Source organism: Frateuria sp. GZRR35 (genome assembly GCF_051900415.1).
In the GTDB taxonomy this organism is placed as follows: Bacteria; Pseudomonadota; Gammaproteobacteria; order Xanthomonadales; family Rhodanobacteraceae; genus Frateuria_A.
The window spans coordinates 297,886-322,245 of sequence record NZ_JBHZGL010000002.1; the positions used below are offsets into that span (position 1 = coordinate 297,886).

The 24,360-nt window shown below is 68.2% G+C and carries 19 protein-coding genes and 1 pseudogene; 17 read left to right on the forward strand and 3 right to left on the reverse strand.

The window, feature by feature from the left end; all coding sequences use genetic code 11:
- Window positions 1–35: 35 nt before the first annotated feature.
- On the forward strand, window positions 36–3,194 hold the full coding sequence (locus tag ACFWZ3_RS03950) for a diguanylate cyclase (RefSeq protein WP_439706480.1): 3,159 nt from the start codon (window positions 36–38) through the stop codon (window positions 3,192–3,194).
- Window positions 3,195–3,300: 106 nt separating this feature from the next.
- Window positions 3,301–4,416, forward strand: coding sequence for an HD-GYP domain-containing protein (locus tag ACFWZ3_RS03955; RefSeq protein ID WP_439706481.1), 1,116 nt, complete (start codon window positions 3,301–3,303; stop codon window positions 4,414–4,416).
- Window positions 4,417–4,492: 76 nt separating this feature from the next.
- Here the strand turns inward: ACFWZ3_RS03955 and glnD are convergent, their stop codons facing one another.
- Window positions 4,493–7,060: a [protein-PII] uridylyltransferase gene (gene glnD, locus ACFWZ3_RS03960; RefSeq protein ID WP_439706482.1), complete on the reverse strand. Its 2,568-nt coding sequence runs from the start codon at window positions 7,058–7,060 to the stop codon at window positions 4,493–4,495.
- 294 nt (window positions 7,061–7,354) lie between these two features.
- Window positions 7,355–8,119, reverse strand: coding sequence for a type I methionyl aminopeptidase (map, locus tag ACFWZ3_RS03965; RefSeq protein ID WP_209616282.1), 765 nt, complete (start codon window positions 8,117–8,119; stop codon window positions 7,355–7,357).
- Between the two features lie 302 nt (window positions 8,120–8,421).
- Here map and rpsB point away from each other — a divergent pair, with 302 nt between their 5' ends.
- Window positions 8,422–9,306 carry a 30S ribosomal protein S2 gene (gene rpsB / locus ACFWZ3_RS03970; RefSeq protein WP_439706483.1) on the forward strand — a complete coding sequence of 295 codons (885 nt, stop codon included), beginning with the start codon at window positions 8,422–8,424 and terminating at the stop codon, window positions 9,304–9,306.
- A 60-nt stretch (window positions 9,307–9,366) separates the two neighbouring features.
- Window positions 9,367–10,251: a translation elongation factor Ts gene (gene tsf, locus ACFWZ3_RS03975; protein ID WP_439706484.1), complete on the forward strand. Its 885-nt coding sequence runs from the start codon at window positions 9,367–9,369 to the stop codon at window positions 10,249–10,251.
- A gap of 266 nt (window positions 10,252–10,517) precedes the next feature.
- Here tsf and ACFWZ3_RS03980 read toward each other — a convergent pair.
- A pseudogene (locus ACFWZ3_RS03980) lies at window positions 10,518–10,903 on the reverse strand (VOC family protein).
- A gap of 123 nt (window positions 10,904–11,026) precedes the next feature.
- Between ACFWZ3_RS03980 and pyrH the strand changes: the two are divergent.
- From pyrH to ACFWZ3_RS04045, 13 genes are all read left to right on the forward strand, one after another.
- Window positions 11,027–11,749, forward strand: coding sequence for a UMP kinase (pyrH, locus tag ACFWZ3_RS03985; protein WP_439706485.1), 723 nt, complete (start codon window positions 11,027–11,029; stop codon window positions 11,747–11,749).
- A 167-nt stretch (window positions 11,750–11,916) separates the two neighbouring features.
- Window positions 11,917–12,474 (forward strand): ribosome recycling factor, encoded by a 558-nt coding sequence (gene frr / locus ACFWZ3_RS03990; protein ID WP_439706486.1) that lies wholly within the window; start codon window positions 11,917–11,919, stop codon window positions 12,472–12,474.
- A 205-nt stretch (window positions 12,475–12,679) separates the two neighbouring features.
- A complete protein-coding gene (gene uppS / locus ACFWZ3_RS03995; protein WP_439706487.1) occupies window positions 12,680–13,402 on the forward strand; it encodes a polyprenyl diphosphate synthase in 723 nt (240 codons plus the stop codon).
- Window positions 13,403–13,429: 27 nt separating this feature from the next.
- Window positions 13,430–14,251 carry a phosphatidate cytidylyltransferase gene (locus ACFWZ3_RS04000; RefSeq protein WP_439706488.1) on the forward strand — a complete coding sequence of 274 codons (822 nt, stop codon included), beginning with the start codon at window positions 13,430–13,432 and terminating at the stop codon, window positions 14,249–14,251.
- Window positions 14,248–15,438: a 1-deoxy-D-xylulose-5-phosphate reductoisomerase gene (locus ACFWZ3_RS04005; RefSeq protein WP_439706489.1), complete on the forward strand. Its 1,191-nt coding sequence runs from the start codon at window positions 14,248–14,250 to the stop codon at window positions 15,436–15,438. The genes ACFWZ3_RS04000 and ACFWZ3_RS04005 overlap by 4 nt, the downstream gene beginning before the upstream one ends.
- 37 nt (window positions 15,439–15,475) lie before the next feature.
- Entirely contained in the window at window positions 15,476–16,822 is a 1,347-nt protein-coding gene (gene rseP, locus ACFWZ3_RS04010; RefSeq protein ID WP_439706490.1) for an RIP metalloprotease RseP, read from the forward strand.
- 156 nt (window positions 16,823–16,978) lie between these two features.
- Window positions 16,979–19,366, forward strand: a complete 2,388-nt coding sequence (gene bamA, locus ACFWZ3_RS04015) for an outer membrane protein assembly factor BamA (RefSeq protein WP_439706491.1) — start codon at window positions 16,979–16,981, stop codon at window positions 19,364–19,366.
- A 204-nt stretch (window positions 19,367–19,570) separates the two neighbouring features.
- A complete protein-coding gene (lpxD, locus tag ACFWZ3_RS04020; RefSeq protein WP_439706492.1) occupies window positions 19,571–20,599 on the forward strand; it encodes a UDP-3-O-(3-hydroxymyristoyl)glucosamine N-acyltransferase in 1,029 nt (342 codons plus the stop codon).
- Window positions 20,592–21,065: a 3-hydroxyacyl-ACP dehydratase FabZ gene (gene fabZ / locus ACFWZ3_RS04025; protein ID WP_439706493.1), complete on the forward strand. Its 474-nt coding sequence runs from the start codon at window positions 20,592–20,594 to the stop codon at window positions 21,063–21,065. Before lpxD ends, fabZ begins: the two co-directional genes overlap by 8 nt.
- Window positions 21,062–21,835: an acyl-ACP--UDP-N-acetylglucosamine O-acyltransferase gene (lpxA, locus tag ACFWZ3_RS04030; protein ID WP_439706494.1), complete on the forward strand. Its 774-nt coding sequence runs from the start codon at window positions 21,062–21,064 to the stop codon at window positions 21,833–21,835. Before fabZ ends, lpxA begins: the two co-directional genes overlap by 4 nt.
- Before the next feature lie 58 nt (window positions 21,836–21,893).
- On the forward strand, window positions 21,894–23,108 hold the full coding sequence (gene lpxB / locus ACFWZ3_RS04035; protein ID WP_439706495.1) for a lipid-A-disaccharide synthase: 1,215 nt from the start codon (window positions 21,894–21,896) through the stop codon (window positions 23,106–23,108).
- 181 nt (window positions 23,109–23,289) lie between these two features.
- The gene (rnhB, locus tag ACFWZ3_RS04040) at window positions 23,290–23,937 is read left to right on the forward strand and encodes a ribonuclease HII (protein ID WP_439706496.1); all 648 of its coding nucleotides are present in this window, start codon (window positions 23,290–23,292) and stop codon (window positions 23,935–23,937) included.
- A 183-nt stretch (window positions 23,938–24,120) separates the two neighbouring features.
- The gene (locus ACFWZ3_RS04045) at window positions 24,121–24,324 is read left to right on the forward strand and encodes a hypothetical protein (protein WP_439706497.1); all 204 of its coding nucleotides are present in this window, start codon (window positions 24,121–24,123) and stop codon (window positions 24,322–24,324) included.
- Window positions 24,325–24,360: the final 36 nt, after the last annotated feature.

The following is a 24,360-nucleotide window of genomic DNA, read 5'->3' on the forward strand; positions in this document are numbered from 1 at the left end:
GCCCGGGGCGACGGACGGTTGATGCCGAGGTGGCGATGAACGACAGCAATATCCGCGGCAACACGGCACGCCCGCGCCTGTGGGCGTGGCTGGCGCTGCTTCTGCTGTGCGGCGCGTCGCCGCTGCTTGCCGCGCCCGCGATGCCCGCCACCGGCGCAGCGCTCGCCACCGAGGCGGGGCAGCCGGCCATCCGCAACTTCACACCCGCCGAGTACGGTGGCGCGCCGCAGAACTGGTCGGTCGTGCAGGGGCACGACGGCGTGATCTACATGGGCAATGTCGACGACGGCCTGTTCGCGTTCGACGGCTCGCGCTGGCAGCGCATTCCGATCCCCAATCGCAGTGCGGTGCGCTCGCTGGCGGTGGATGCCAGCGGCCGGGTCTACGTAGGTGCGGTCGGCGACTTCGGCTACCTGCAGCCCGATGCCGGTGGCCAGATGCATTACGTCTCGCTGCTCCACCGCGTGCCCTTGGCCGAACGGGAGTTCGCCGACGTATGGAAGATCCTGCCCGCGGCCGACGGCATCTGGTTCACCACCCGTAGCCGTATTTTCCGGTTGCAGGACGGACAGCTGAAGGTGTGGCGCGCGCGCGAGGCGTTCCACCTGGCCTTTCTGGTGCGCGATGCGTTGTACGTGCGCGAGATCGGCCACGCCCTGGTGCGGTTGACCGACGACGGCGGCGAGGCGCCGGTGCCGGGCGGGGAGCGCTTCGCCGAGCAGAAGATCTACGTGATGCTTCCCCTGGACGGCCCGGGAGCGGCGCCGGGCAGCATCCTGATCGGTACCTACACGGACGGCTGGTACGTGTTCGACGGCAACGGCTACCGGCCGTGGTCGGACGAAGCCAACGCGCTGTTCGCCGGCAAGCTGCCGTACTTCGGCCTATGGTTGCGCAACGGCCTGCTGGCGGTGGCCACGCCGCCGGATGGCCTGTTCCTGCTCGACCGCGAAGGCCATCTGGTCCGGCATCTGACCCGCGCCAGCGGGCTGGCGGACGACGCGGTCAACGCGTTGTACGAGGACCGCGAGGACGGCCTGTGGGCCACCAGCGACGTGGGCATCAGCCGTATCGCCATCGACAGCCCGCTGACCCGCTTCGACGAACATGCGGGCCTGGGCGGGGCCGTGTTGACCATGGCGCGTCACGCGGGCCGGCTTTATGTCGGCAGCACCGCCGGGTTGTTCCGGCTCGATCCCGGCGTCGCGGGCGATGCGCGGTTCCAGCAGATTCCGCTGGGCACGCACTCCGTCGTCTGGTCGCTGTTGGACAGCGGCCACGGCTTGCTCGCGGCCACCTTCTCCGGCGTGTTCCAGGTCGGTGAACACGGTGCCCCGACGCTGGTGCTGCGCAGCGACACCAGCGCCTTCTCGCTGCTGCACTCGCGGCGTGATCCGTCGCGAGTGTTCGTGGGCCTGCAGGCCGGGCTGGCTTCCCTTCGCTGGGACGGACAGCGCTGGGTCGACGAAGGCCGCATCGAAGGCGTGCACGACGAATTGCGCAGCCTCTACGAGGACGCCGATGGCCGCCTGTGGGCCGGCACCTGGAACAGCAACGTCTTGCGCCTGAGCTTCCCTGCCGGATGGGCCGGCACGAAGGCCGGCGGCACGCCCGTCCGGGTGGAGCGGTTCAACGCACGCCAGGGGCTGCCGGCCGGGCAACCGCTGCTGGTACCCATCGACGGGCAGCTGCGTTTCGCCACTTCCGCTGGCATCTACCGATTCGACGAGGCGAACGGCCGCTTTGCAGCGGACGCGCGCTTTGCCGGGCTGTTCCCTGACGGCGCGCGGCAGGTGGCGGCAGCACGCCAGGATCACCGGGGCCGGCTGTGGATGTACACCGCCGACCTCACCCGCGGCATCAAGGAAACCGGCCGTGCACAACGCGACGCCCACGGCGCGTGGCACTGGTCGACGACGCGGCTGCAGCCGATCGCCGGCAGCGCCATGACCTCGATCCGCGACGATGGCGAGGGCGTGCTCTGGTTCGGAGCGGAGCACGGCATGTACCGTTACGAGCCGTCGTCCGGCGCGCAGGTCGATGCCGATTTCCACGCCTTGTTGCGCGGAGTCCTCACTACCGCCGATGGCCGCCTGCTGCCCCGCCAGGGCCCGGCGGCCGAGGTGCCGTATGCACGCAACGCGCTGCGCTTCATGTTCGCCGCACCCAGCTTCGACACGCCCGAAGCCAACCGCTTCCAGGTCATGCTCGAGGGCCTGGACACCGGCTGGTCGCCATGGACCGACGAGGCCTACCGCGACTACACCAACCTGCGCGAAGGCGACTACCGCTTCCGCGTACGGGCGCGCAACGTGTACGGCGCGATCGGCAAGGAAGCCACGTTTGCCTTCCGCGTGCTGCCACCCTGGTATCGCACCGGCTGGGCCTGGCTGGCCTGGATCGCCGCGGGCATGCTGTTGCTTGTGCTGACGCTGCGCTGGCGGCTGGCCGCACTGCGCCAGCGCAACCAGGAGCTGGCGGCGCTGGTCGAGCGGCGCACGGTGGAGCTGAAGGCCGCCAACGAGGCGCTGGCCGAGCAGACCATCACCGATCCGCTCACCGGCCTGAAGAACCGTCGCTACCTGCACGACCATATCGAGCAGGACGTGGCGTTGGCGCGCCGCCACTTCCAGGAGCGCCAGCATCCGCCGCAGGCGCTGGGCCTATTGTTCCTGATGGTCGACATCGACCACTTCAAGGAGATCAACGACACCTACGGCCATGCGGCGGGCGACCGCGTGCTGCAACAGTTCCGCGACATCCTGCTCGCCGTGACCCGCGAGTCCGACACGCCGGTGCGCTGGGGCGGCGAGGAGTTCCTGATCGTGGCCCGGTTCGCGCCGCGCGATGCGGGACCGCAGTTCGCCGAACGGATCCGCGCCGCGGTGGCGAGCCATCGGTTCGACTTGGGCGAAGGCCGCCGGCTGCATCGCACCTGCTCGATCGGCTTCGCCAGCTACCCGGTGTTTGCCGCCGAGCCCGACCAGCTCAACTGGGAGCAGGTGGTGAACCTGGCCGACGAGTGCCTGTATGCGGCCAAGCGCCACGGCCGCAACGCCTGGGCCGGCGTGGCGCCGATGGATGAACCGCTGCAGGGCAACGTCATCGAGGCGCTGCACGCATCGTTTGCCTGCATGCCCGAACCCGGGCCGTTGCGCCTGATTGCCTCATGGGCCGAACTGGCGACCGCGTGAGGCGGCGCTAAAGTTTGGCGCGTACGCTGCCGATCAACTTGCGCCTCGCCTCGAACCGCCGGGCGGCGGCAACCGCATACGGCGAGAACGGCAAGACGGAAAAACCATGCCACGGCGTCCGATCGACCCGGCCGAGATCACGGTCGGCCAGCCATTGCGATTCAATGCCTACGACGCCCGGGGCAAACTGCTGATGCCCCTGGGCCAGGTGATCGGCACCGAAGCGCAACTTGAGAAGCTGCTCGAGCACGGCCTGTTCTACGGATCGGAAGAAGAGTGCCGCGGCCCCTTCCTGCCGCCACCGCCTTCGCCGCTGGCACTGGTGCTTCAGGCGCGCGAACAACTGCAGTCGCTGTTGGCCGACCCCTCGCCGACGGACTTCCCCGGCACCCTGGCCGAGATCGCCGAGCGGGTGCGCGAGGCTTGCCGCCGGAACCCGGACGTGGCGCTGGCCAGCATCCTGCTGCGTCCCGAGGGACCCTATGGCTCGCGCCATGCGGTCAACGCCGCGATCGCCTGCCAGCTCACCGGCGCCGCCATGGCGCTGGAGCCGGTCGAACTGGCGGCCACCGTGTCCGCCGCGCTGACCATGAACATCGGCATGTTCGAACTGCATGAGCAACTGGTCGCGCTGGAGGGGCCGCTTTCGGACGAACAACACCTGGCGGTGCGCGCACACTGCCGGCTCGGGGTAGCCCGACTGCGCGACCACGGCATCGCCAGCGCCGCGTGGCTCAACGCCGTGCGCGACCACCACGAGCGTGCCGACGGCAGCGGCTACCCGGGCGGCAAGATGGGCGAGGAGATCGGCCGGCCGGCGCGCCTGCTGGCGCTGGCGGACGTCTATTGCGCGCGGGTCTCCGGACGCGACTACCGGCCGCCGCTGCAACCGACGCTCGCCTTGCGCTGGCTGTTCCTCAACGAGGGAGCCGCGCTGGACGAGCGGCTGGCGCGGATGTTCATCAAGACGCTGGGCATCTATCCGCCCGGCACCGGCGTGCGCCTGCGCAATGGCTCACTCGCAGTGGTGATCCAGCGCGGAGCGGCCGGCCACCAGCCGGTGGTCGCCTCGCTCACCACCCACGACGGGCTGCGCGTGGGCTCCCCGATCCGTCGCCGCGGCGACGTGGAGGCCCACCACGTCAGCGAGGTGGTCGATCTGGCCGCGCTGGATATCGAGGTGGACATGCAGGCGCTCTGGGGTACCGACGCAGTGGCGTGACCGATCCCCCGTAGGAGCGCACCTGTGCGCGACCGCCATGCATCCGGTCGCGCACAGGTGCGCTCCTACAGGGGCCTCAGTTGCTCTGCCCCAACCGCGCCAGCAAGGCCTGGCGCAACCGTTCCTGCTGCGCCTCGCCCAGCGGCGCGTCGTGGCGGTCGGTGAGCTGGAAGAAATCCTCCACCCGCTCGCCGAAGGTGGCGATCCGCGCGTCGTGCACGCGCACTTGCGCTTCCACCATCGCCTGCGCCACTGCGGCCAGCAGGCCGGGGCGGTCCGTGCACACCAGCGCCAGCTGGGTGCGGCCGCCGGCGGCGTGGAAGCCGATCCGCGGGGTCATCTGGAAATGCTTGAGCTGGCGCGAGGCACTGCGTCGCGCCGGGTGCACCGGCACGGTCTGCGCCAGCGCGCGAGTCAGGCGCTGCTGGAGTTCGTCCGCGCGCGCCGGGGTGGCCGGTTGCTGCGTGTCGGTGTCCAGCAGCAGGAATGTGTCCTGCGCCATGCCGTTCGGCGAAACCAGCACGCGCGCCTCCAGCACCGACAGGCGCAGGCGATCCAGCATCGCGGTCACGGTGGCGAACAGGCCGTCGCGGTCGGGCGTGTAGACGAACAGTTCGGTGGTGCCGCGCACCGACAGCGGATGCACCGCGATCAGCGGCAGCACACCGTCGGCTCGCAGGATCGCGGCGGTCTGCCAGGCGATCTGCTCGGGCCGGTGGCGCAGGAAGCTCGCCTGCGGAAAGCCGGCCCACACGCGCTCGACGGTGGCCGTGTCGAAGCCGTCGGCCTGCAACAGCGGCAGTGCGTACTCCTGGCATTCGCGCACGCGGGTGGCGGCGTCGCGGGGCAGCTCCACGTCGCTGCGCAGGGCGTAGCGCGTGGCGCTGTAGAGGTCGGCCAGCAGGCGGTCCTTCCAGCCGTTCCACAGCCTGGGGCTGGTGCCGATGATGTCGGCGATGGTGAGCAAGTAGAGCTGGCCGAGCTGTTCGCGGTTTTCCACTACCTGCGCAAAGCGCGCGACCACGTCCGGGTCGGTGATGTCCTGCCGTTGCGCGGTGACGCTCATCAGCAGGTGGTGACGCACCAGCCAGGCCACGCGCTCGACGTCGTTGGGCGGCAGCCCGAGCTTCGTGCAGAACGCGCGCGCCTCCTCCTCGCCCAGCACCGAATGGTCGCCGCCGCGGCCCTTGGCGATGTCGTGGAACAGCGCCGCGAGCAGCAGCACCTCGGGCGTGGGCAAGGTCGGCCAGATCTCCCGGGCGAGCGGGAACTCGGCCTGCGCGGCCGGGTCGGCGAAACGCGCGACGTTGTGCAGCACGCGCAAGGTGTGCTCGTCGACCGTGTAGACGTGGAACAGGTCGTATTGCATGCGCCCGAACACGCGACCGAACGCCGGCAGGATCGCGGCCAGCAGGCCGTGGCGGTTCATCCGCCACAAGGCGTCCACCGAGCGGGCGCCCTGGCGCAGCAGGCGCAGGAACGCGGCAAGCACCTCCCGATCGTCGGCCAGTGCGCCGTCGAGCTGCGCAGTGGCCTGGTGGATGCGGCGCATGGTGTCGGCGGTGAAACCGACGATGCCGGGCTCGTCCAGGCGTGCGAAGAAGGCCTCCACCAGCGCGGCGGGGCGGCGCAGGAACACGTCCGGATCGCGCGCGGCCAGCCGCGAGCCGTAGCGCAGAAAGTGCTCGCCGACCGGCGCCGCCGTCTCGGCCGGCTCGAGCATTTCCTCGAAGCGTTCGACGATCTGCACCCCCAGCCGTTCGATCTGGCTGGCGGCGCGGTAGTAGCCCTGCATGAACTGCTCCACGCCCAGGTTGGTGGCGTGCTCGTCGACGAAGCCCAGTCGCGCGGCGAGCGCACGCTGGTAGTCGAACAGCAGCCGCTCCTCGGCGCGTCCGGCTTCCAGGTGCAGCGCGTAGCGGTAGCGGCGCAGGGTCGCTTCGGACTGCTCCAGGGTGGCGCACTCGGCAGGATCGAGCAGGCCCTCGCCGACCATCGCCTCGAAACCGTCGGCATGCGCCAGGCGCTTGCCGAGCCAGCGCAGCGCATCGAGCGTGCGCAGGCCGCCGGGGCCCTCCTTGATGTTGGGTTCGAGGTTGTAGGCGGTGTCGTCGTAGCGCGCGTGGCGTGCGTCGCGCTCGGCCAGGCGCACGGCGAGATAGGCGGACGGTGGCCACAGCGCCGGGTCGTCCACGATCGCCTGCAGCTCGGTGTCCATGGCCGGGTCGCCGGCCAGCCGGCGCGCGTCGAGCAGGCTGGTGAAGACGCTGGCTTCCTGCGCGGCCAGCGCCCGGCACTGCAGCGGATCGCGCACGGCGTGGCCGACCTTCAGGCCGACGTCCCACAGCGTGGCGAAGCATTGCTCCAGCGCGCGCAGGCGGGCCGGTTGCGCCTCCCGCACCAGCGCCAGCAGGTCGACGTCCGAATGGGGAAACAACAGGCCGCGGCCGAAACCGCCGACGGCGAACAGCGCCGCGCCGTCGACCTCGCCCAGGCAAGCGGTCCAGACGTGGGCGACCACGCGCGCGACCGCTTCGCCGCGGCGCCGGGCGAGCGCGCCGGCGTCGACACCCTCGCGGAAGGCGGCGGTCAGCGCGCGGTCGACGTCTTCAAGCAGCTGGCGCAGGGCGCGACGGGCTTCCACCGAGACGCCCGAGCGCGGCACGGCCGGGGGTAGGCGGGGAAGTGCGGGAAGGGTGGGTGGAATGGTCACCCTGGAAGCTTAACGGCCAGCGGTGGATGAGGCATGGTCGCGAGGCTTCCCCCATCCGCCCTTCGGGCACCTTCCCCCGCGGGCGGGGAAGGATCACGTGACGCGCACCGGGCTATCGGGCCTTGCCGTGCGGGCGAGGCGAGGCCCACGTGCCGCACACCCAGCTATCGAGCCTTCCCCCGCTCACGGGGGAAGGTGCCGACAGGCGGATGGGGCCGCCTTGCCTCAGGCATCCGGCCAGGGCGTCAGGATCTCGAAGCCGTCGTCGGTCACCGCCACGGTGTGCTCCCACTGTGCGGAGAGCGAGTGGTCCTTGGTGACCACCGTCCAGCCGTCCGGCAGCTGCCGGGTCTGCGGCTTGCCGGCGTTGATCATCGGCTCGACGGTGAAGGTCATGCCCTTCTTGAGCTCCACGCCAGTGTCGGGCTTGCCGTAATGCAGCACCTGAGGCTCGTCGTGGTAGACCTTGCCGATGCCGTGCCCGCAGTACTCGCGCACCACCGAGAAACCAGCCGCCTCGGCGTGCTTCTGGATCGCGTGGCCGATGTCGCCCAGGTGGGCGCCAGGCCGCACCTGCTCGATGCCGCGCATCATGGCCTCGTGGGTAGTCTCGACCAGGCGTTTTGCCAATACCGAAGGCGTGCCGACGAAGTACATGCGGCTGGTGTCGCCGTGCCAGCCGTCCTTGATGACGGTGACGTCCAGATTGATGATGTCTCCGTCCTTCAGGACCTTGCCCGGCGTCGGGATGCCGTGGCAGATCACGTGGTTGACCGAGGTGCACAGCGTCTTGGGAAAGCCGTTGTAGCCCACGTTGGCCGGCACCGCCTTCTGCACGTTGACGATGTGCTCGTAGGCGATCCGGTCCAGGTCCTCGGTGGTGACGCCTGGCTTGACGTGCTCCTTGAGCAGCGCCAGCACTTCGGCCGCCAGCTTGCCGGCGACGCGCATGCCTTCGAGGTCCTGGGGAGATTTGAGGGTAATGGCCATGGAATCCGCTTTGGAGAAGGCGGCAGCGCCGAGAGGCCGGCAGCTTGCCGCGGAGCCGGCGTACCGGCTACAATTGCACGGTTTTGCAAGCCGTTGAAGTCCTTCGAGAAGGTCCACGGCGCAAGACGAAACGGGATTGTAGCGCCCACGCGCTGCCAAGCCCAACCAACGCCACACACGCATCGGCACCGTCTTCGGGGTGCCGCGGTCCGTCGTTCGACGGTCGCGGTCGAGGCCGGGGATGCGTGGAGGTCCCAACCCCCGGGTCGTTTGCTTACGGCCCAACAATCGAGAACAGAACCATGGCACAAGTCACCATGCGCCAGATGCTTGAAGCTGGCGTGCATTTCGGTCACCAGACCCGCTACTGGAACCCGAAGATGGCCCCGTACATCTTCGGCGCGCGCGGCAAGATCCACATCATCAACCTCGAGAAGACCCTGCCGCTGTTCACCGACGCGATGAACTTCCTGTCGGGCCTGGCGCAGAAGCGCGGCACCATCCTGTTCGTCGGCACCAAGCGTTCCGCCCGCGAGCCGCTGGCCGAAGAGGCCGCCCGCGCCGGCATGCCGTTCGTGACCGCCCGCTGGCTGGGTGGCATGCTGACGAACTTCCGCACCGTCAAGCAGTCGGTGGCCCGTCTGAAGGAGCTGGAAGCGGCCGAGACCGACGGCACCTTCGACAAGCTGGTCAAGCACGAAGTGCTCTCGCTGCGCCGCGAGCGCGACAAGCTCGAGAATTCGCTCGGCGGCATCAAGAACATGAACCGCCTCCCCGACGCGCTGTTCGTGGTCGACATCGGCCACGAGGACATCGCCGTGCAGGAAGCGAAGAAGCTCGGCATCCCGGTGATCGCCGTCGTTGACACCAACTACAACCCGGAACTGGTGGACTACGCCATCCCGGGCAACGACGACGCGATCCGCGCGATCCAGCTGTACGCCCGTGCCGCCGCCGACGCGATCCTGGAAGGCAAGGCTGCCGCCCCGGACGCCGCCCACGGCGACGCCAACGAGTTCGTCGAGCTGGACGAGGAAGGCAACCCGGTCGCCAAGGACGAGCGCAAGGCCGCCCCGGCCCGTCGCGAGCGCGACAACCGTGGCCCGGCCAAGAAGGGCGCCGGCGCGCCGCGTCGTGATGGCGGCCGCGGCCGTGGCGGTCGCGAATCGACCGAAACCGCCGAGTAAGCCTTTCACGCTGCCGTGGCGGCCCGGCCGCCACGGCACACCAAGATTCGAGGATTCAAGATGAGCAATATCTCCGCACAACTGGTCAAGGAGCTGCGCGAGCGCTCCGGCGCCGGCATGATGGAATGCAAGAAGGCGCTGGTCGAAAACAATGGTGACATCGACGTCGCCATGGAATGGCTGCGCAAGTCGGGCCTGGCCAAGGCCGACAAGAAGGCCAGCCGCGTCGCCGCCGAAGGCCGCGTCGTCACCGCCCAGGACGGCGGCAAGGCCGTGCTGGTCGAGGTCAACTGCGAGACCGACTTCGTCACCAAGAACCCCGACTTCGTGAAGTTCAGTGACACCGTCGCCGACGTCGCGCTGAAGTCCGGCGCCGCCGACGTGGCCGCGCTGAACGGTGCTGCCTACCCGGGTGCCGGCAGCGTGGAAGAGGCCGCCAAGGGCCTGGTCGCGACCATCGGCGAGAAGATCGAAGTGCGCCGCATGGCGCGCGTCGAGACCACCGACGGCAAGATCGGCAGCTACGTCCACGGCGGCCGCATCGGCGTGCTGGTGGCGATCAAGGGCGGCTCCGAGGAGCTCGCCAAGGGCGTGGCGATGCACGTGGCGGCGATGAACCCGCCGTACGTGCGCGCCGATGACGTCCCGGCCGATTTCATCGCCAAGGAAAAAGAAATCGCGCTGAGCCAGATGTCGGACAAGGACAAGGCCAAGCCGGCCGAGATCCTGGAGAAGATCATCTCCGGCAAGATCAACAAGATCGTCTCGGAAGTGACCCTGCTGGGCCAGGCCTACGTGCTGGACACCAACATGACCGTGGGCGAGGCGCTGAAGAAGGAAGGCGCGGACGTGCAGCAGGTCGTGCGCCTGGCCGTCGGCGAAGGCATCGAGAAGGTGGAAGAGGACTTCCACGCCGAAGTGATGAAGCAGGCGGGCCTGGCGTAAGCGCCACCTGCACCGCTCAAAAAGGCCGCGGGCAACCGCGGCCTTTTTTTGTTCTTCACCCGATTAAGCGGCGCCCGTGCAGGCGCGCACCGTGTGCGCGACCGCGCGTGGCCGCTCTGGGCATGGTGCGGCCTGCGGTCGCGCACACGGTGCGTTCCGACGGGGTTCTCGGGGTTCAGGGGGTGTCCCGCAATGCGAGGCTCGCCTCTGGCGAACTCGCGGTCACGGGCATTCGCCCTTTCCGCCCATCGTGACCGCCGCGCCCCTCAGCCCCGCGGCTGCAACAGGTCCCAGCGGTTGCCGTAGAGATCCTCGAACACCACGACGGTGGCGTACGCCTCCTCCCGCGGTTCTTCAAGGAAGCGAACGCCCTTGGCGCACATCGCCTCGTAGCTGGCCCGGAAGTCGGCCGTCTGCAAAAACAGGAAAACACGTCCGCCCGACTGATTGCCCACCGCCTGCAACTGCTGCGGATTGGCAGCCTTCGCCAGCAGCAGACGCGTTTCGTGCGATCCCGGCGGAGCCACGATAACCCAGCGCTTGCCTGCGCCTTGCGGCGAGTCCTCGATCAGCGTGAGCCGAGGGAACCGGTGAAGTACGCGATGGCTTCGTCGTAGTCGCGTACAAGCAAGGCGATCGCGCCGAGGTGCATGGGAACTCCAGAGGTTGGCGGTTCTGCAGCATGAACGATTCGTCCCGTTCGCGCGGCCCTGCGCCTGACGTCGTACCGCCGCGCGGCTACAATATGCCGGTTTACCCACAATCCGGAGACCCCATGAGCGACCAGCCCAAGTACCGCCGCATCCTGCTCAAGCTCTCCGGTGAAGCATTGATGGGCGAGGCGGACTACGGCATCGACCCGAAGGTGATCGGCCGGCTGGCCAACGAGATCATCGAGGTGCGCAAGGCCGGCGTGGAAGCGGGCGTGGTGATCGGCGGCGGCAACATCTTCCGCGGCGCGGGCCTGGCGGCGGCCGGCATGGATCGGGTCACCGGCGATCACATGGGCATGCTCGCCACCGTCATGAACGCGCTGGCGATGGCCGACGCGATCGAGAAGCGCGGCGGCTATGCGCGGGTGATGAGCGCCATCCAGATCCACGACGTGGCCGAGGACTTCATCCGCCGCCGCGCCATCCGCCACATCGAGAAGGGCCGTATCGCGCTGTTCGCCGCGGGCACCGGCAACCCGTTCTTCACTACCGACTCGGCCGCCGCGTTGCGCGGGGTGGAGATCGGTGCCGACCTGCTGCTCAAGGCCACCAAGGTCGATGGCGTGTACACCGCCGATCCGGCGCGCGACGCCAGCGCGACCCGCTACGAACAACTGACCTACGACGAGGTCATCCAGCGCAACCTGCAGGTGATGGACACCGCCGCGATCGCGCTGTGCCGCGACCATGGCATGCCGCTGCGCATCTATGACATGACGGTGCCGGGCAACCTCATGCGCATCATGCGCGGCGACCAGGTCGGCACGCTGGTCACCGCGAGCTGATTTCCCTGTAGGAGCGCCCTTGGGCGCGACCGGCAACGGCGGGCCGCCAGGCAAGACCCGGGTGGCGGTCGCGCCCAAGGGCGCTTCTACACGGGACCGGGCGCGCCGGGCCGCTCACACTCCGCACTGCTATACTTGCCCGCTTCACGCAACGCCGGGTGACTCCCATGCTCAACGACATCAAGACCGATGCCCAGACCCGCATGGGCAAGAGCATCGACGCGCTAAAGCACGACCTGACCCGTCTGCGCACCGGCCGCGCCAGCACGGCGCTGGTCGACCACATCAAGGTGCCCTACTACGGTTCGGACATGCCGCTGAACCAGGTCGCCTCGGTCTCGCTGGCCGACGCCCGCTCGATCCAGATCTCGCCGTTCGAGAAGAGCATGGTCGCCCCGATCGAGAAGGCGATCATGGCCTCGGACATCGGCGTCACGCCGACCACCGCCGGCACCGTGATCCGCCTGAACATGCCGCCGCTGACCGAAGAGCGCCGCAAGGAGCTGGCCAAGCACGTGTCGCACGAAGGCGAGAATGCCAAGATCGCCATCCGCAACATCCGCCGCGATGCCATGCAGAAGGTCAAGGACCTGCTCAAGGACAAGCAGATCAGCGAGGACGACGAGCGCCGCGCCGACGACGAGATCCAGAAGCTGACCGATCGTTTCGTCAAGGAAGTGGACGGCGTGGTCAAGGCCAAGGAAGACGAGCTGATGGCGATTTGAGCGGCTTTCCGCTCATTGCCATGAACGCGACGCGGCGCTTTTGCTTCGCTCCCTCTCCCCTCCGGGGAGAGGGTTGGGGTGAGGGGTCACTCTTGCGAAGTATCCTCATCAGGGCCCACACGGACGACCGTCCCGGCGAGCCACGACCCCTCATCCGACCCTTCGGGCCACCTTCTCCCCGCAGGGGAGAAGGGATGATTCGCGCATGAGCATCCCCGGCCACATCGCCATCGTGATGGACGGCAACGGCCGCTGGGCGAAGGCGCGCCTGCGCCCGCGCAGCTTCGGCCACAACGCCGGCCGCAAGGCCGTGCGCGAGGTCGTCGAAGGCTGCCTGCGCCAGGGCGTGGAGGCGCTGACGTTGTTCGCCTTCTCCAGCGAGAACTGGCGCCGTCCCGATGAGGAAGTCGGCGCGTTGATGGAACTGTTCCTGCGGGCCCTGGACAAGGAAGTCGACGAACTTCACGAACAGGGCGTGCGCCTGCGCTTCATCGGCGACCTCAGCGCATTCAACGCCGAGCTGCGCAAGCGCATGGAGCTGGCCATGGCGCGCACCGCCGGCAACCTCAAGCTCGCGCTGAACATCGCGGTGAACTACGGCGGCCGCTGGGACATCGTGCATGCCGCCCGCCAGGCCGCCATCGCGGTGGCGCAGGGCGAGCTTCGGGTGGAGGACATCGACGAGGCACGCCTGGGCGGCTACACGTCCCTGGCCGAACTGCCGCCGCTGGATCTGTTCATCCGCACCGGCGGCGAAGTGCGCGTCAGCAATTTCCTGCTCTGGCAGATCGCCTACGCCGAGCTCTACTTCACCGACACCTTGTGGCCGGATTTCGACCAGGCATGCCTGGCCCGCGCCATCGAGGATTTCGACCGCCGCGAACGCCGCTACGGCAAAACCGGCGAGCAGGTCGCCCGATCCGTATGATCGATCGGTAAACCCCAAGGATCCTCGATGCTGCTCCAACGCACCCTCACTGCCCTGCTGCTCGCGCCCCTGGCGATTTTGGTGATCCTGCTACCGCCGGGCTGGACCTGGCTGTTCGCGCTGGTGACCGTGGCCGCCTTTCTGGCCGGGCTGTGGGAGTGGACACGTCTGTCCGGCCTGCGCAACCGGCCCGTGCGCGCCCTGCTGCTGGGGGGCGCGCTGGTTGTCTTTGCGCTGCTCTGGTGGCTGCGCGACACGATCCAGTGGCCAGTCCTGGTCGTGGGGGCCGCCTGGTGGGCGCTGGCCTGCGTGTGGCTCAAGCACTTCGCGTTCGCGGCTGCGCCCACGACGGAAAACCGCAATCTCAAGCTTGCCGCCGGCGCCCTGGTGATCTTCCCGGCGTTCGTAGGCCTGCTGGCGATCCACGCGAGCGAGCCCTACGGCCATTGGTGGACGTTGCTGACACTGTTGATCGTCTGGGCGGCCGACATCGGGGCCTATTTCAGCGGGCGCTTCCTGGGCAAGCGCAAGCTGGCACCCAACATCAGTCCCGGCAAGACCTGGGCCGGTGTATGTGGCGCCCTCATCGCGGGCGCACTGGTGGCAGTCGTCGGTGGCGCGCTGCTGGGCGTGGGAGGTTGGCGCCTGCTTGCACTGGCGCTGCTGGCGGTACTCACCGTGGCCGCCTCGGTAGTCGGCGACCTCATCGAGAGCCTAATGAAGCGCCATGCCCAGGTGAAAGATTCCGGGCGCATGTTCCCCGGCCACGGCGGGCTGCTCGACCGCATGGACAGCGTGTTTGCCGCAGTGCCGGTGTTCGCGCTGGGCAAGCTGCTGCTTGGCCTATGAGTAACGTCGCACCCCGCCGGGTCGCCGTGCTGGGCGCCACCGGCTCGATCGGCGGCAGCACGCTGGACGTGATTGCCCGCCATCCCGATCGCTTTCGCGCCAGCGTGCTGGTCGCCAACCGCAGCGTCGAAGCGTTGGTCGCGCTGTGCGTCACGCATCGGCCGGAGCTGGCGATCGTGGCCGATCCGGCCATGGAAGGCGCGCTGGCTCGCCAGCTCGCCGCCGCCGGCGTGCCGTGCGAAGTGGCGAGCGGTGCCGAAGCGATCACCGCCGCGGCGGCCGGCCCGCTGTGCGATATCGTGGTCGCCGCCATCGTCGGCGCCGCCGGGCTGGATTCGACCCTGGCCGCCGCACGCGCGGGCAAGCGCCTGCTGCTGGCCAACAAGGAGTCGATCGTGATGGCCGGGGCGCTGCTGCTGGCCGCGCTGCGCGAAGGCGGCGGCGAGTTGGTGCCGGTCGACTCCGAACACAACGCGATCTTCCAGTGCCTGCCTGGCGGCCGGCCGGAACTCGACGCGCACGGCGTGCGGCGGTTGATCCTGACCGCCTCCGGCGGCCCGTTCCGCGGCCGCAACCGCGCCGAGCTCGCCAGCGTCACGCCGGAACAGGCCTGCAAGCATCCCAACTGGGTGATGGGCCGCAAGATCTCGGTCGACTCGGCCACCCTGATGAACAAGGGCCTGGAAGTGATCGAGGCGCACCACCTGTTCGGTGCCGCGCCCGGGCGCATCGAGGTCGTGGTGCACCCGCAGAGCATGATCCATTCGATGGTCGAGTACGCCGACGGCTCGGTGCTGGCCCAGCTGGGCAACCCGGACATGCGCACGGCGATCGCCCACGCGCTGGCCTGGCCCGAGCGGATCGAGGCGGGCGTGGCGCCGCTGGACCTGGCCGCCTGCGCCCCGCTGGCCTTCGAGAAGCCGGATCTGGAAACCTTCCGCTGCCTGGCGCTGGCCTTCGCTGCCCTGCGCGAGGGAGGCGACGCCCCGGCAATCCTCAACGCGGCCAACGAGGTCGCAGTGGAGGCCTTCCTGGCCGGTGCACTGCCGTTCCTGTCGATCGCCGATCTCGTCGAGGGGGTGCTTGCGGAACTGCCGGCGCAGCCTGTGGTCGATGTCCAGACGCTGCGCGAGCGCGATGCGCAGGCACGTTCAGTGGCACGGCGGAAGTTGCGCACGGCTTGCTGATAAGCTCGGACAGAGAAGTACCTCCCCAGGTTTTTAGATGAATCCCTTCTTCGGCTCGGTGTTCTGGTTGCTGGTCACGCTGGGCGTGCTGGTGACCTTCCATGAGTTCGGTCACTACTGGGTCGCACGCCGCTGCGGCGTCAAGGTGCTGCGCTTTTCGGTCGGCTTCGGTCGGGCCGTGTGGAAGCGCATCGGTCGCGACGGCACCGAATACCAGGTCGCGATGATCCCGCTCGGCGGCTACGTGAAGATGCTCGACGCGCGCGAGGGCGATGTCGACCCGGCACTGCGCGAGGTCGAGTTCACCAGCAAGAGCGTGTGGAAGCGGATCGCCATCGTCATCGCCGGCCCAGGCTTCAACCTGATCTTCGCGGTGGCCGCGCTCTGGCTGATGTTCATGCTCGGTCGCCCGGACGCCGCGCCGGTGGTGACCGCCACGCCCGGCAGCATGGCCGCGGTCGCCGGCATCCAGTCCGGCGACCGCCTGCTGCGCGTGGACGGCGAGCCGGTGGCGACCATGAGCGACGCGATGGACGGTATCGCCACCGCCCTGCTCGGCCGCGAACCGCTGCCGATGGTGGTCAAGGGTCGCGACGGCAGCCAGCGCGACGTGGTGCTTCCGCTGCAGGAATTGCCGGCCGGCCGCAGCATCGACAAGTATTTCAACAAGCTGGGCCTGAAGCTGGCTCCGCCGCCTGCGGTCGCTGCCACGGTCGTGCCGGGCCAGCCGGCCGCACAGGCAGGCATGCAATCGGGCGACGTGCTGGAGGCGGTCAACGGCAAGCCGGTGGTCGATTTCGACGCGTTCGCCAAGGCCATCCGCGAGGCGTCGGCGCAGTCGCCCAAGCTGGACGTGACCGTGCGCCGCGGCCAGCAGACCCTGCACCTGCCCGTGGTGGCCCGCTATGAATCGCTGCAGGGGCAACCGGCCCGGTGGTCGGTCGGCGTCGGCGCGATCCCGCCGGAAAACGCCACGCGCCGCTACGGCCCGGTCAAGGCGCTCAGCGCAGCGCTTGGATCCACCTGGGACACCACCCGCCAGACCTTCACCATGATCGGCAAGATGGTCACCGGCGACGCTTCGACGAAGAACCTGTCGGGCGTGATCGGCATCGCCCAGGTGGCCAACCAGTCCGCCCAGGCGGGGCTGCCATACTTCCTCAACTTCCTGGCGCTGGTGTCGCTGAGCCTGGCGATCCTCAACCTGCTGCCGATCCCCGTCTTGGACGGCGGTCACCTGCTGTATTACCTTATCGAGTTGGTCAAAGGCAGCCCGGTAAGCGAGCGGACCCAGATGATCGGCCAGTACATCGGCCTGGTCCTGCTGTTCACGCTGATGGGGCTGGCGTTCTACAACGACATACACCGCACCCTGCTTTCGTGACGCGCGCGCTCTTCCCCGCGGCCATCGGCCCCGCCGTGGCAGTGACGCCCGCCGCGGCGCGCGGGTGCATTCCGGGACAGGGTTCGGCCCTTTCCCGTCCGTACATGCTGGAACGGCCTTGCGGCCGGCCGTCGGAATAACCCACCGGAATCGACGATGAAGCGTATCGCCGCCCTGCTACTGCTTGCCTCCCTCTCGGCCAACGTCCTGGCGTTCGAGCCGTTCGTCGTTTCCGACATCCGCATCGATGGCCTCAGCCGCATTTCGGCTGGCACGGTCTACACCTATCTGCCGGTGAACAAGGGCGACCGGCTGACGGACGAGGAGGCCGCCCGGGCGATCCGCGCCCTCTACGACACCAAGTTCTTCAGCGACGTGGAGCTCTCGCGCGAGGGCAGCATCCTGGTGATCAAGGTGGTCGAGCGCCCGTCCATCGCCAAGCTCACCCTGCGCGGCAACAAGGACATCAAGGAAGAAGACCTGCGCAAAGGCCTGAAGGAGATCGGCCTGTCCGAAGGCGAAACCTTCGACCGGCTCTCGCTCGACCGCGTGCAGCAGGAGCTGATCCGCCAGTACTACAACCGCGGCAAGTACAACGTCTCGGTCGACCCGCACGTGACCCGGCTGGACCGCAACCGCGTAGCGATCGACATCGAGATCCGCGAGGGCAAGGCCGCGCGCATCAAGCAACTCAACATCGTCGGCAACACCGCATTCACCGACAAGGACATCCGCGAAGACTTCGAGTCCGACACCAGCAATCTGATGTCGTGGTACTCCAAGGACGACCAGTACTCGCGCGAAAAGCTTTCCGGCGATCTGGAGAAGCTGCAGTCCTACTACATGGACCGCGGCTACGCCGACTTCGGCGTGGATTCCACCCAGGTCACCATCGCGCCGGACAAGCGCGCCATGTACATCGCCGCCAGCATCAAGGAAGGCGAGGTCTATACCGTCTCGGACGTGCACCTGCTCGGCGAGCTGATCCTGCCCGAAGAAGTGCTGCGCAAGCTGGTGTTCGTCAAGAAGGGCGACACCTTCAACCGCGCGCGGGTCGAAGCGACCTCCGATTCGATCAAGAGCATCCTGGCCAACATCGGCTATGCCTACGCCAAGGTCACCCCGGTGCCCAAGCTCGACAAGGACAAGCGCACCGTCGACATGACCTTTTTCATCGAACCGGGCCAGCGCGTGTACGTGCGCCGGGTGGTGTTCCAGGGCAACACCCGTACCGAGGACGATGTGCTGCGCCGCGAGATGCGCCAGCTCGAGGGCACGGTGTACTCGCAGGCGGCGGTCGACCGCTCGAAGATCCGCCTGCAGCGCCTGGGCTACTTCAAGAAGGTCGACATCGACAAGCAGCGCGTGCCGGGCACGCAGGATGCGGTCGACGTCACCGTGAAGGTCGAGGAGCAGTCCGCCGGCAGCCTGATGTTCGGCGTCGGTTACTCGCAGTACTCGGGCATGATCCTCAACGCCTCGGTGTCGCAGAACAACTTCCTGGGCACCGGCGACAGCTTCAGCGTAGGCGCCGAGCACAGCTCCTACTACTCGCGCGTCACGGCCAGCTATTACAACCCGTACCTGACCGACAACAACATCGGCATCGGCTACAGCGCGACGTACTCGAAGACCGACTACGGCAATACGGACTTCGCGAACTACGAGAACAGCACCAAGGCGTTCTCCACCTACCTGGGCATCCCGATCAGCGAAACCGACGGCCTGCGCGTGGGCCTGGGCCTGTCCAGCAACAAGATCAACACCTACCAGAACATCACGCCGCAGGTGCTGGTCGACTACCAGAACGCCATCGGCAACCGGACCGTGCACACCTGGACCGGCACGCTGGGCTGGAACCACGACACCCGCAACGGCTACTGGGCGCCCACCCGCGGTGGCCTGCTCTCGGCCAGCACCGAGGTGGCGCTGCCCGGTTCGACCGTGCAGTACTGGAAGTTCATGGGCGAGGCCAACCATTACTGGCCCGTCGGCGGCGGCTTCGTGCTCTACCTGGACGGCCAGGTGGGCTACGGCGAGGCGTATGGCAACCAGACCTACAGCCGCACGTTCGGCGACTTCGTGGCCGGCCAGCCGTACGACTTCCCGTTCTGGGAGAATTTCTATTCCGGCGGCGTGCGCGACGTACGCGGTTTCCAGGACAACACGCTGGGTCCGAAGGTGTGTATCGGCTCGGCCGGAGGCGGCACGCCCAACGCCAACGGCACCTGCAACGGCGGCTACTACGCCCAGCCGATCGGCGGTGCGTTCAAGGTGCTGGGCACGGCGCAGGTGTTCATCCCGCTGCCGTTCCTCAAGGACATCAACACCGCGCGCGTATCGGCGTTCGTCGACGTCGGCAATGCCTTCCGCAACTACCAGTCGTTCGACGCCAGCGATCTGCGCGCCTCGGCCGGTATCGCCCTGCAATGGCAGGCACCGATCGGCCCGCTGATCATCAACTTCGCCGTGCCGATCCGCTCCGACCCGATGGATCGCCACTACGAGGAGCGCATCCAGTTCACCTTCGGCAGCAACTTCTGACCCGGTTGCAAAGGTTCCTCCCGAAACGCGGCCCCACCGGGCCGCGTTTTTGTTTGGGCCTTCTGCAGGAGCGCACCTGTGCGCGACCACCATGTCTCCCGGTCGCGCACAGGTGCGCTCCTGCAGGAAGCCAAGCCGGCAGGCCTGCGGGAGTCGTCCCCCGCCCCGCCCTCGCCTACAATGCCCTGCCCCACAGGAGCGCGCATGAGCGAGCACAACTACACGGTGGCCGAGCTGGCCGAGCGGTTCGGCTTCGCCTTCCACGGCGACGGTACGCGGCGGATCGGTGGCGTGGGCACGCTCGCCGCGGCGCAGCCGGACCAGCTCAGTTTCCTTTCCAACAGCAAATACACCGCCCAGCTGAAGGCCACGCGCGCGGGCGTCGTGGTCCTGCGCGAGGAAAACGTGGGCGACTGCCCCACCGCAGCGCTTATCGCCTCCGACCCCTACGTCGCCTACGCGAAGATCGCCGCATTGTTCGAACGCCTCCCGGCAGCCCCCCGCGGCATCCATCCGAGCGCGGTGGTCGCCACCAGCGCGAAAGTGAGCGCCAGCGCCAGCATCGGTCCGCACTGCGTGATCGAGGATGGTGCGGTGGTCGAAGACGGCGCCGTGCTCGGCCCGCACTGCATCATCGGCCCCGATTGCACGGTGGGCGCGCAATCGCGCCTGGTCGCGCGGGTGACGCTGGTCACGCGGGTGACGCTGGGCAGGCGCGTGCTGGTGCATGCGGGCGCGGTCATCGGCTCGGACGGGTTCGGCCTGGCGTTCGAACGCGACCACTGGATCAAGATTCCCCAGCTGGGCGGCGTGCGGATCGGCGACGACTGCGAAATCGGCGCGAACACCACCATCGACCGCGGCGCGCTGGAAGACACTGTGCTGGAAGAGGATGTGCGCCTGGACAACCAGATCCAGATCGCCCACAACGTGCACGTCGGAGCACACACGGCCATGGCCGGCTGCGCGGCGGTGGCCGGCAGCGCCCGGATCGGCCGCTACTGCCAGATCGGCGGAAACGCGGGCGTGATCGGCCATATCGAACTGGCCGACCGGGTTACCATTACCGCCAAGAGCCTGGTCACGCATTCGATTCGCGAGCCCGGCGAATATTCCTCGGGCGTGCCGCTGCAGGACAACCGCCAGTGGCGCAGGAACGCCGCCCGCTTCAAGCACCTGGATGAGTACGCGCGCCGGTTGTCGGCGCTGGAGAAGGACAGTAACGATGAGTGACACCCCCGCGACGTGCGCCCTGCCGGTCAACGTGGAGCAGATCCAGCAACTGCTGCCGCACCGCTATCCGTTCCTGCTGGTCGACCGCGTGATCGAACTGGTGCCCGACAAGAGCGTGGTCGCGCTCAAGAACGTCACCATCAACGAGCACTTCTTCCTCGGCCATTTCCCTGGCCATCCGGTGATGCCGGGCGTGCTGATCGTCGAGGCGATGGCCCAGGCTGCTGGCCTCCTGACGCAGATCTCCAGCCGCCTCAAGGGTGACCAGGGCAGCCCGCTGTTCTATCTGGCCAAGGTCGACAACGCCCGCTTCAATGCCCCGGTGGTGCCGGGCGACCAGTTGCGGCTGGAGGTCTCGCTCAAGCGCCTGATGCGCGGCATGGGCCTGTTCGTCGCCCGCTCGCTGGTCGATGGCAAGGAAGTGGCCAGCTGCGAGCTGATGTGCGCCGCGAGGTCCGACAAATGATCCACCCCACCGCGCAGATCGATCCCGGCGCCGTCATCGGCAGGAACGTCACCATCGGCGCCTACAGCGTGATCGGTGCGGAGGTGGAGATCGGCGAGGGTACGGTGGTCGGTCCGCACGTGGTGATCGAGGGACCGACCAGGATCGGCCGCGAGAACCGGATCAGCCAGTTCGCCTCGATCGGCGGCGCGGCGCAGGACAAGAAGTTTTCCGGCGAGCGCACCGAGCTGGTGATCGGCGACCGCAACCTGATCCGCGAGTTCGTCACCATCAACCGCGGCACCGGTGAGGGCGGCGGCGTCACGCGCATCGGCGACGACAATTGGCTGCTTGCCTATGTGCACATCGCGCATGACTGCCAGGTCGGCAACCGCGTCGTGTTCTCCAACTATTCGGCGCTCGCCGGGCACGTGGAGATCGGCGACTGGGTGATCATCTCAGGCTATGCCGGCGTGCATCAGTTCTGCAAGGTCGGCGCACACGCGTTCATCGGCATGGGCTGCCTGGTCGGCTCCGACGTGCCGCCGTTCGTGATGATGGCCAACGAGCAGCACGGCCGCCCGCGCGGCATCAACAGCGAGGGCCTCAAGCGCCGCGGTTTCGATGCGCCACGCATCTCCGCGATCAAGCGCGCCTATCGCACGCTCTACATGGCCGGCCTGTCGTTGCCCGAGGCGCGCGTGCAGCTGGAAACCCAGGCACAGGACAGCGACGACGTGCGCGAGATGCTGGAGTTCCTGGGGCGCAGCGAACGTTCGCTGGCCCGATAAGCGCCTCGCTTATCGGAAATCGGCATGGGTTCTTGCTTTGGCTCCAGGAGACCTCGGCATGCAGGCTAGCGAAGTCTCCATACAAGTCCCTCTCATCGCCCTCATTGCCGGCGAAGACTCCGGCGACCAGCTCGGTGCCGAGCTGATCGCCGCGCTGCGCAAGCGTTATCCGCAGGCCCGCTTCGTGGGCATCGGCGGCGCGCGCATGCAGCGTGAAGGTTTCGAATCCTGGTACGACATCCGCGAGCTCTCGGTGATGGGTTTTGCCGAGGTGGTGCGGCACCTGCCGCGGCTGCTGCGCCTGCGCAAGGCGCTGCTCGGTCGCCTGCTCGAGACGCGCCCCGACGTCGTGGTCGGCATCGACGCGCCGGATTTCAATCTGGGCGTGGAGCGCCGCCTGCGCGAAGCCGGCCTGCGCACCGTGCACTACGTCAGCCCGTCGGTCTGGGCCTGGCGCGAGAAGCGCGCGGAGAAGATCGGTGCGAGCGCCGATCGCGTGCTGTGCCTGTTCCCGATGGAACCGCCGATCTACCAGCGCCACGGCGTCGACGCCCGCTTCGTCGGCCATCCTCTGGCCGACCGCTTCGCGCTGGTGTCCGATCGCGTGGGCGCGCGAGACGCCCTGCAATTGCCGCAGGACGCCCCGGTGCTGGCCGTACTGCCGGGCAGCCGACCATCGGAGATCGACCGGCTGGGCGCCATCTTCACCGATGCGGCGCGGCGCGTCAGCGCGGCCCTGCCTGGCCTGCGCATCGTGCTCCCCGCGGCCAACGCGCAGGTGCATGCGCGATTGAAGACCCTGCTGGCGAGGGGCTCGCGAGACGAGAGTGCGCCGCTGCTGATCGAAGGGCATGCCCACGAGGCCATGCTGGCCGCCGACGTGGTGCTGCTCGCCTCTGGCACCGCAACGCTTGAAGCGATGCTGGCCAAGCGCCCGATGGTGGTCGGCTACCGCGTGTCGCCGTGGAGCTACCGCATCGCCCGCGCCTTCAACATGCTCAAGACCGACGTGTACGCGCTGCCCAACATCCTGGCGCGCGCCTGCGGGCTGGGGCAGGAAAAGCTGGTGCCCGAGCTGATGCAGGACGACTGCACGGCGGAGAATCTGGCACAGGCCACGCTGGCGCTGTTCGCCGACAGCGAACGGCGCGGGCGGGTCGTCGCCGCGTTCGAACAACTGCACCGCGCGCTGCGCGGATCGGAAGAAGGTGGCGCGGGCGAGCGCGCGGCCGCCGCCGTGGCGGAACTGCTGGAGGCCGGACATGTGTCCTGACGGCCTCGATGACGCCCTAGACCTGCTCCCTCTCCCCCATCCCCAATCAGAAAAGGGGGAGAGGGCTGGGGTGAGGGGCCGCTCCAGCGATGAAGTGACTACGAAGCGTGCTCCGCTGGAACTCCCCGCAAGCCTTGTCCCCTCACCTCAATCCTCTCCCCGGAGGGGAGAGGAAGCAGACGTGCGATGCGATGTCGCCCCGCCGACCCGTCCAGCGCCTGGGCGAGCCAGGTCTCCGTCGAAACCCGCGCGATTGGTGGCCGGCGTCGACGAAGCCGGCCGCGGGCCGCTCGCCGGCCCGCTGGCAGTCGCGGCCGTCATCCTCAATCCGCGCCACAAAATCGAAGGCCTGGACGACTCCAAGAAACTCACCGAGGCCCGCCGCGAAGCGCTCTATGCCCAGATCGTCCAGCGTGCGCTGGCCTGGCACGTGGTGCTGGTGGAGGTCGAGGAGATCGACCGGATCAACATCTTCCAGGCGACCATGGCCGGCATGTGCCGCGCCGTGGCCGGCCTGGAGGTCGCCGCGCATGAGGCGTGGATCGACGGCAACCAGTTGCCCAAGGCGCTGCCCTGCCCCGGCAAGGCCATCGTCGGCGGTGACGCCCTGAAGCCGGCGATCAGCGCCGCGTCGATCATTGCCAAGGTCACCCGTGACCGTTTGATGCGCGCGATGGACGTGCAACACCCTGGCTACGGTTTCGCCAGCCACAAGGGTTACTCGACTCCCGAGCACCTGGCCGCGCTCAGGCAGCTCGGCCCCTGCTCGCTGCACCGGCGAAGCTTCGCCCCGGTGAAACTGCTGTTCGATCAGGGCAGTCTCTTCTGAGCCCGGCGCGGCATGCGTTTCCACACCGGGCACCGCTGCAAAAATAGGCCATCGGTCTATGCAACTTTTCCGCGGATAGGCGCATCCTATGGCTCAGGGAAGTCGGCCGGTCAGCGCCGCCTTCCAGCGTTCGCACGGACGCCGTCGTCCTCCACCGCGGAAACCCTCCGCAGGAGTCGTGCCATGTTGTCGCGCTTCTTCCATGTGCGCTCTGCACTCAAGCCGTTCGCCGCGCCCTCGGCCAGCCCGACCATCGAGCCCGGCATCAATCCCCCGCCCGAGCCTATCCTCCCCCACGTCGATTACGACAGGCATCCGCTGGAAACCAGCGGCTTCGACCACTACGTCGAGTGGAACGAGGACGACGAGCGGTTCTTGGTCCACTGAGCGCGACCGCCGGGTCCTGGCTCACTGTCAAGCTTG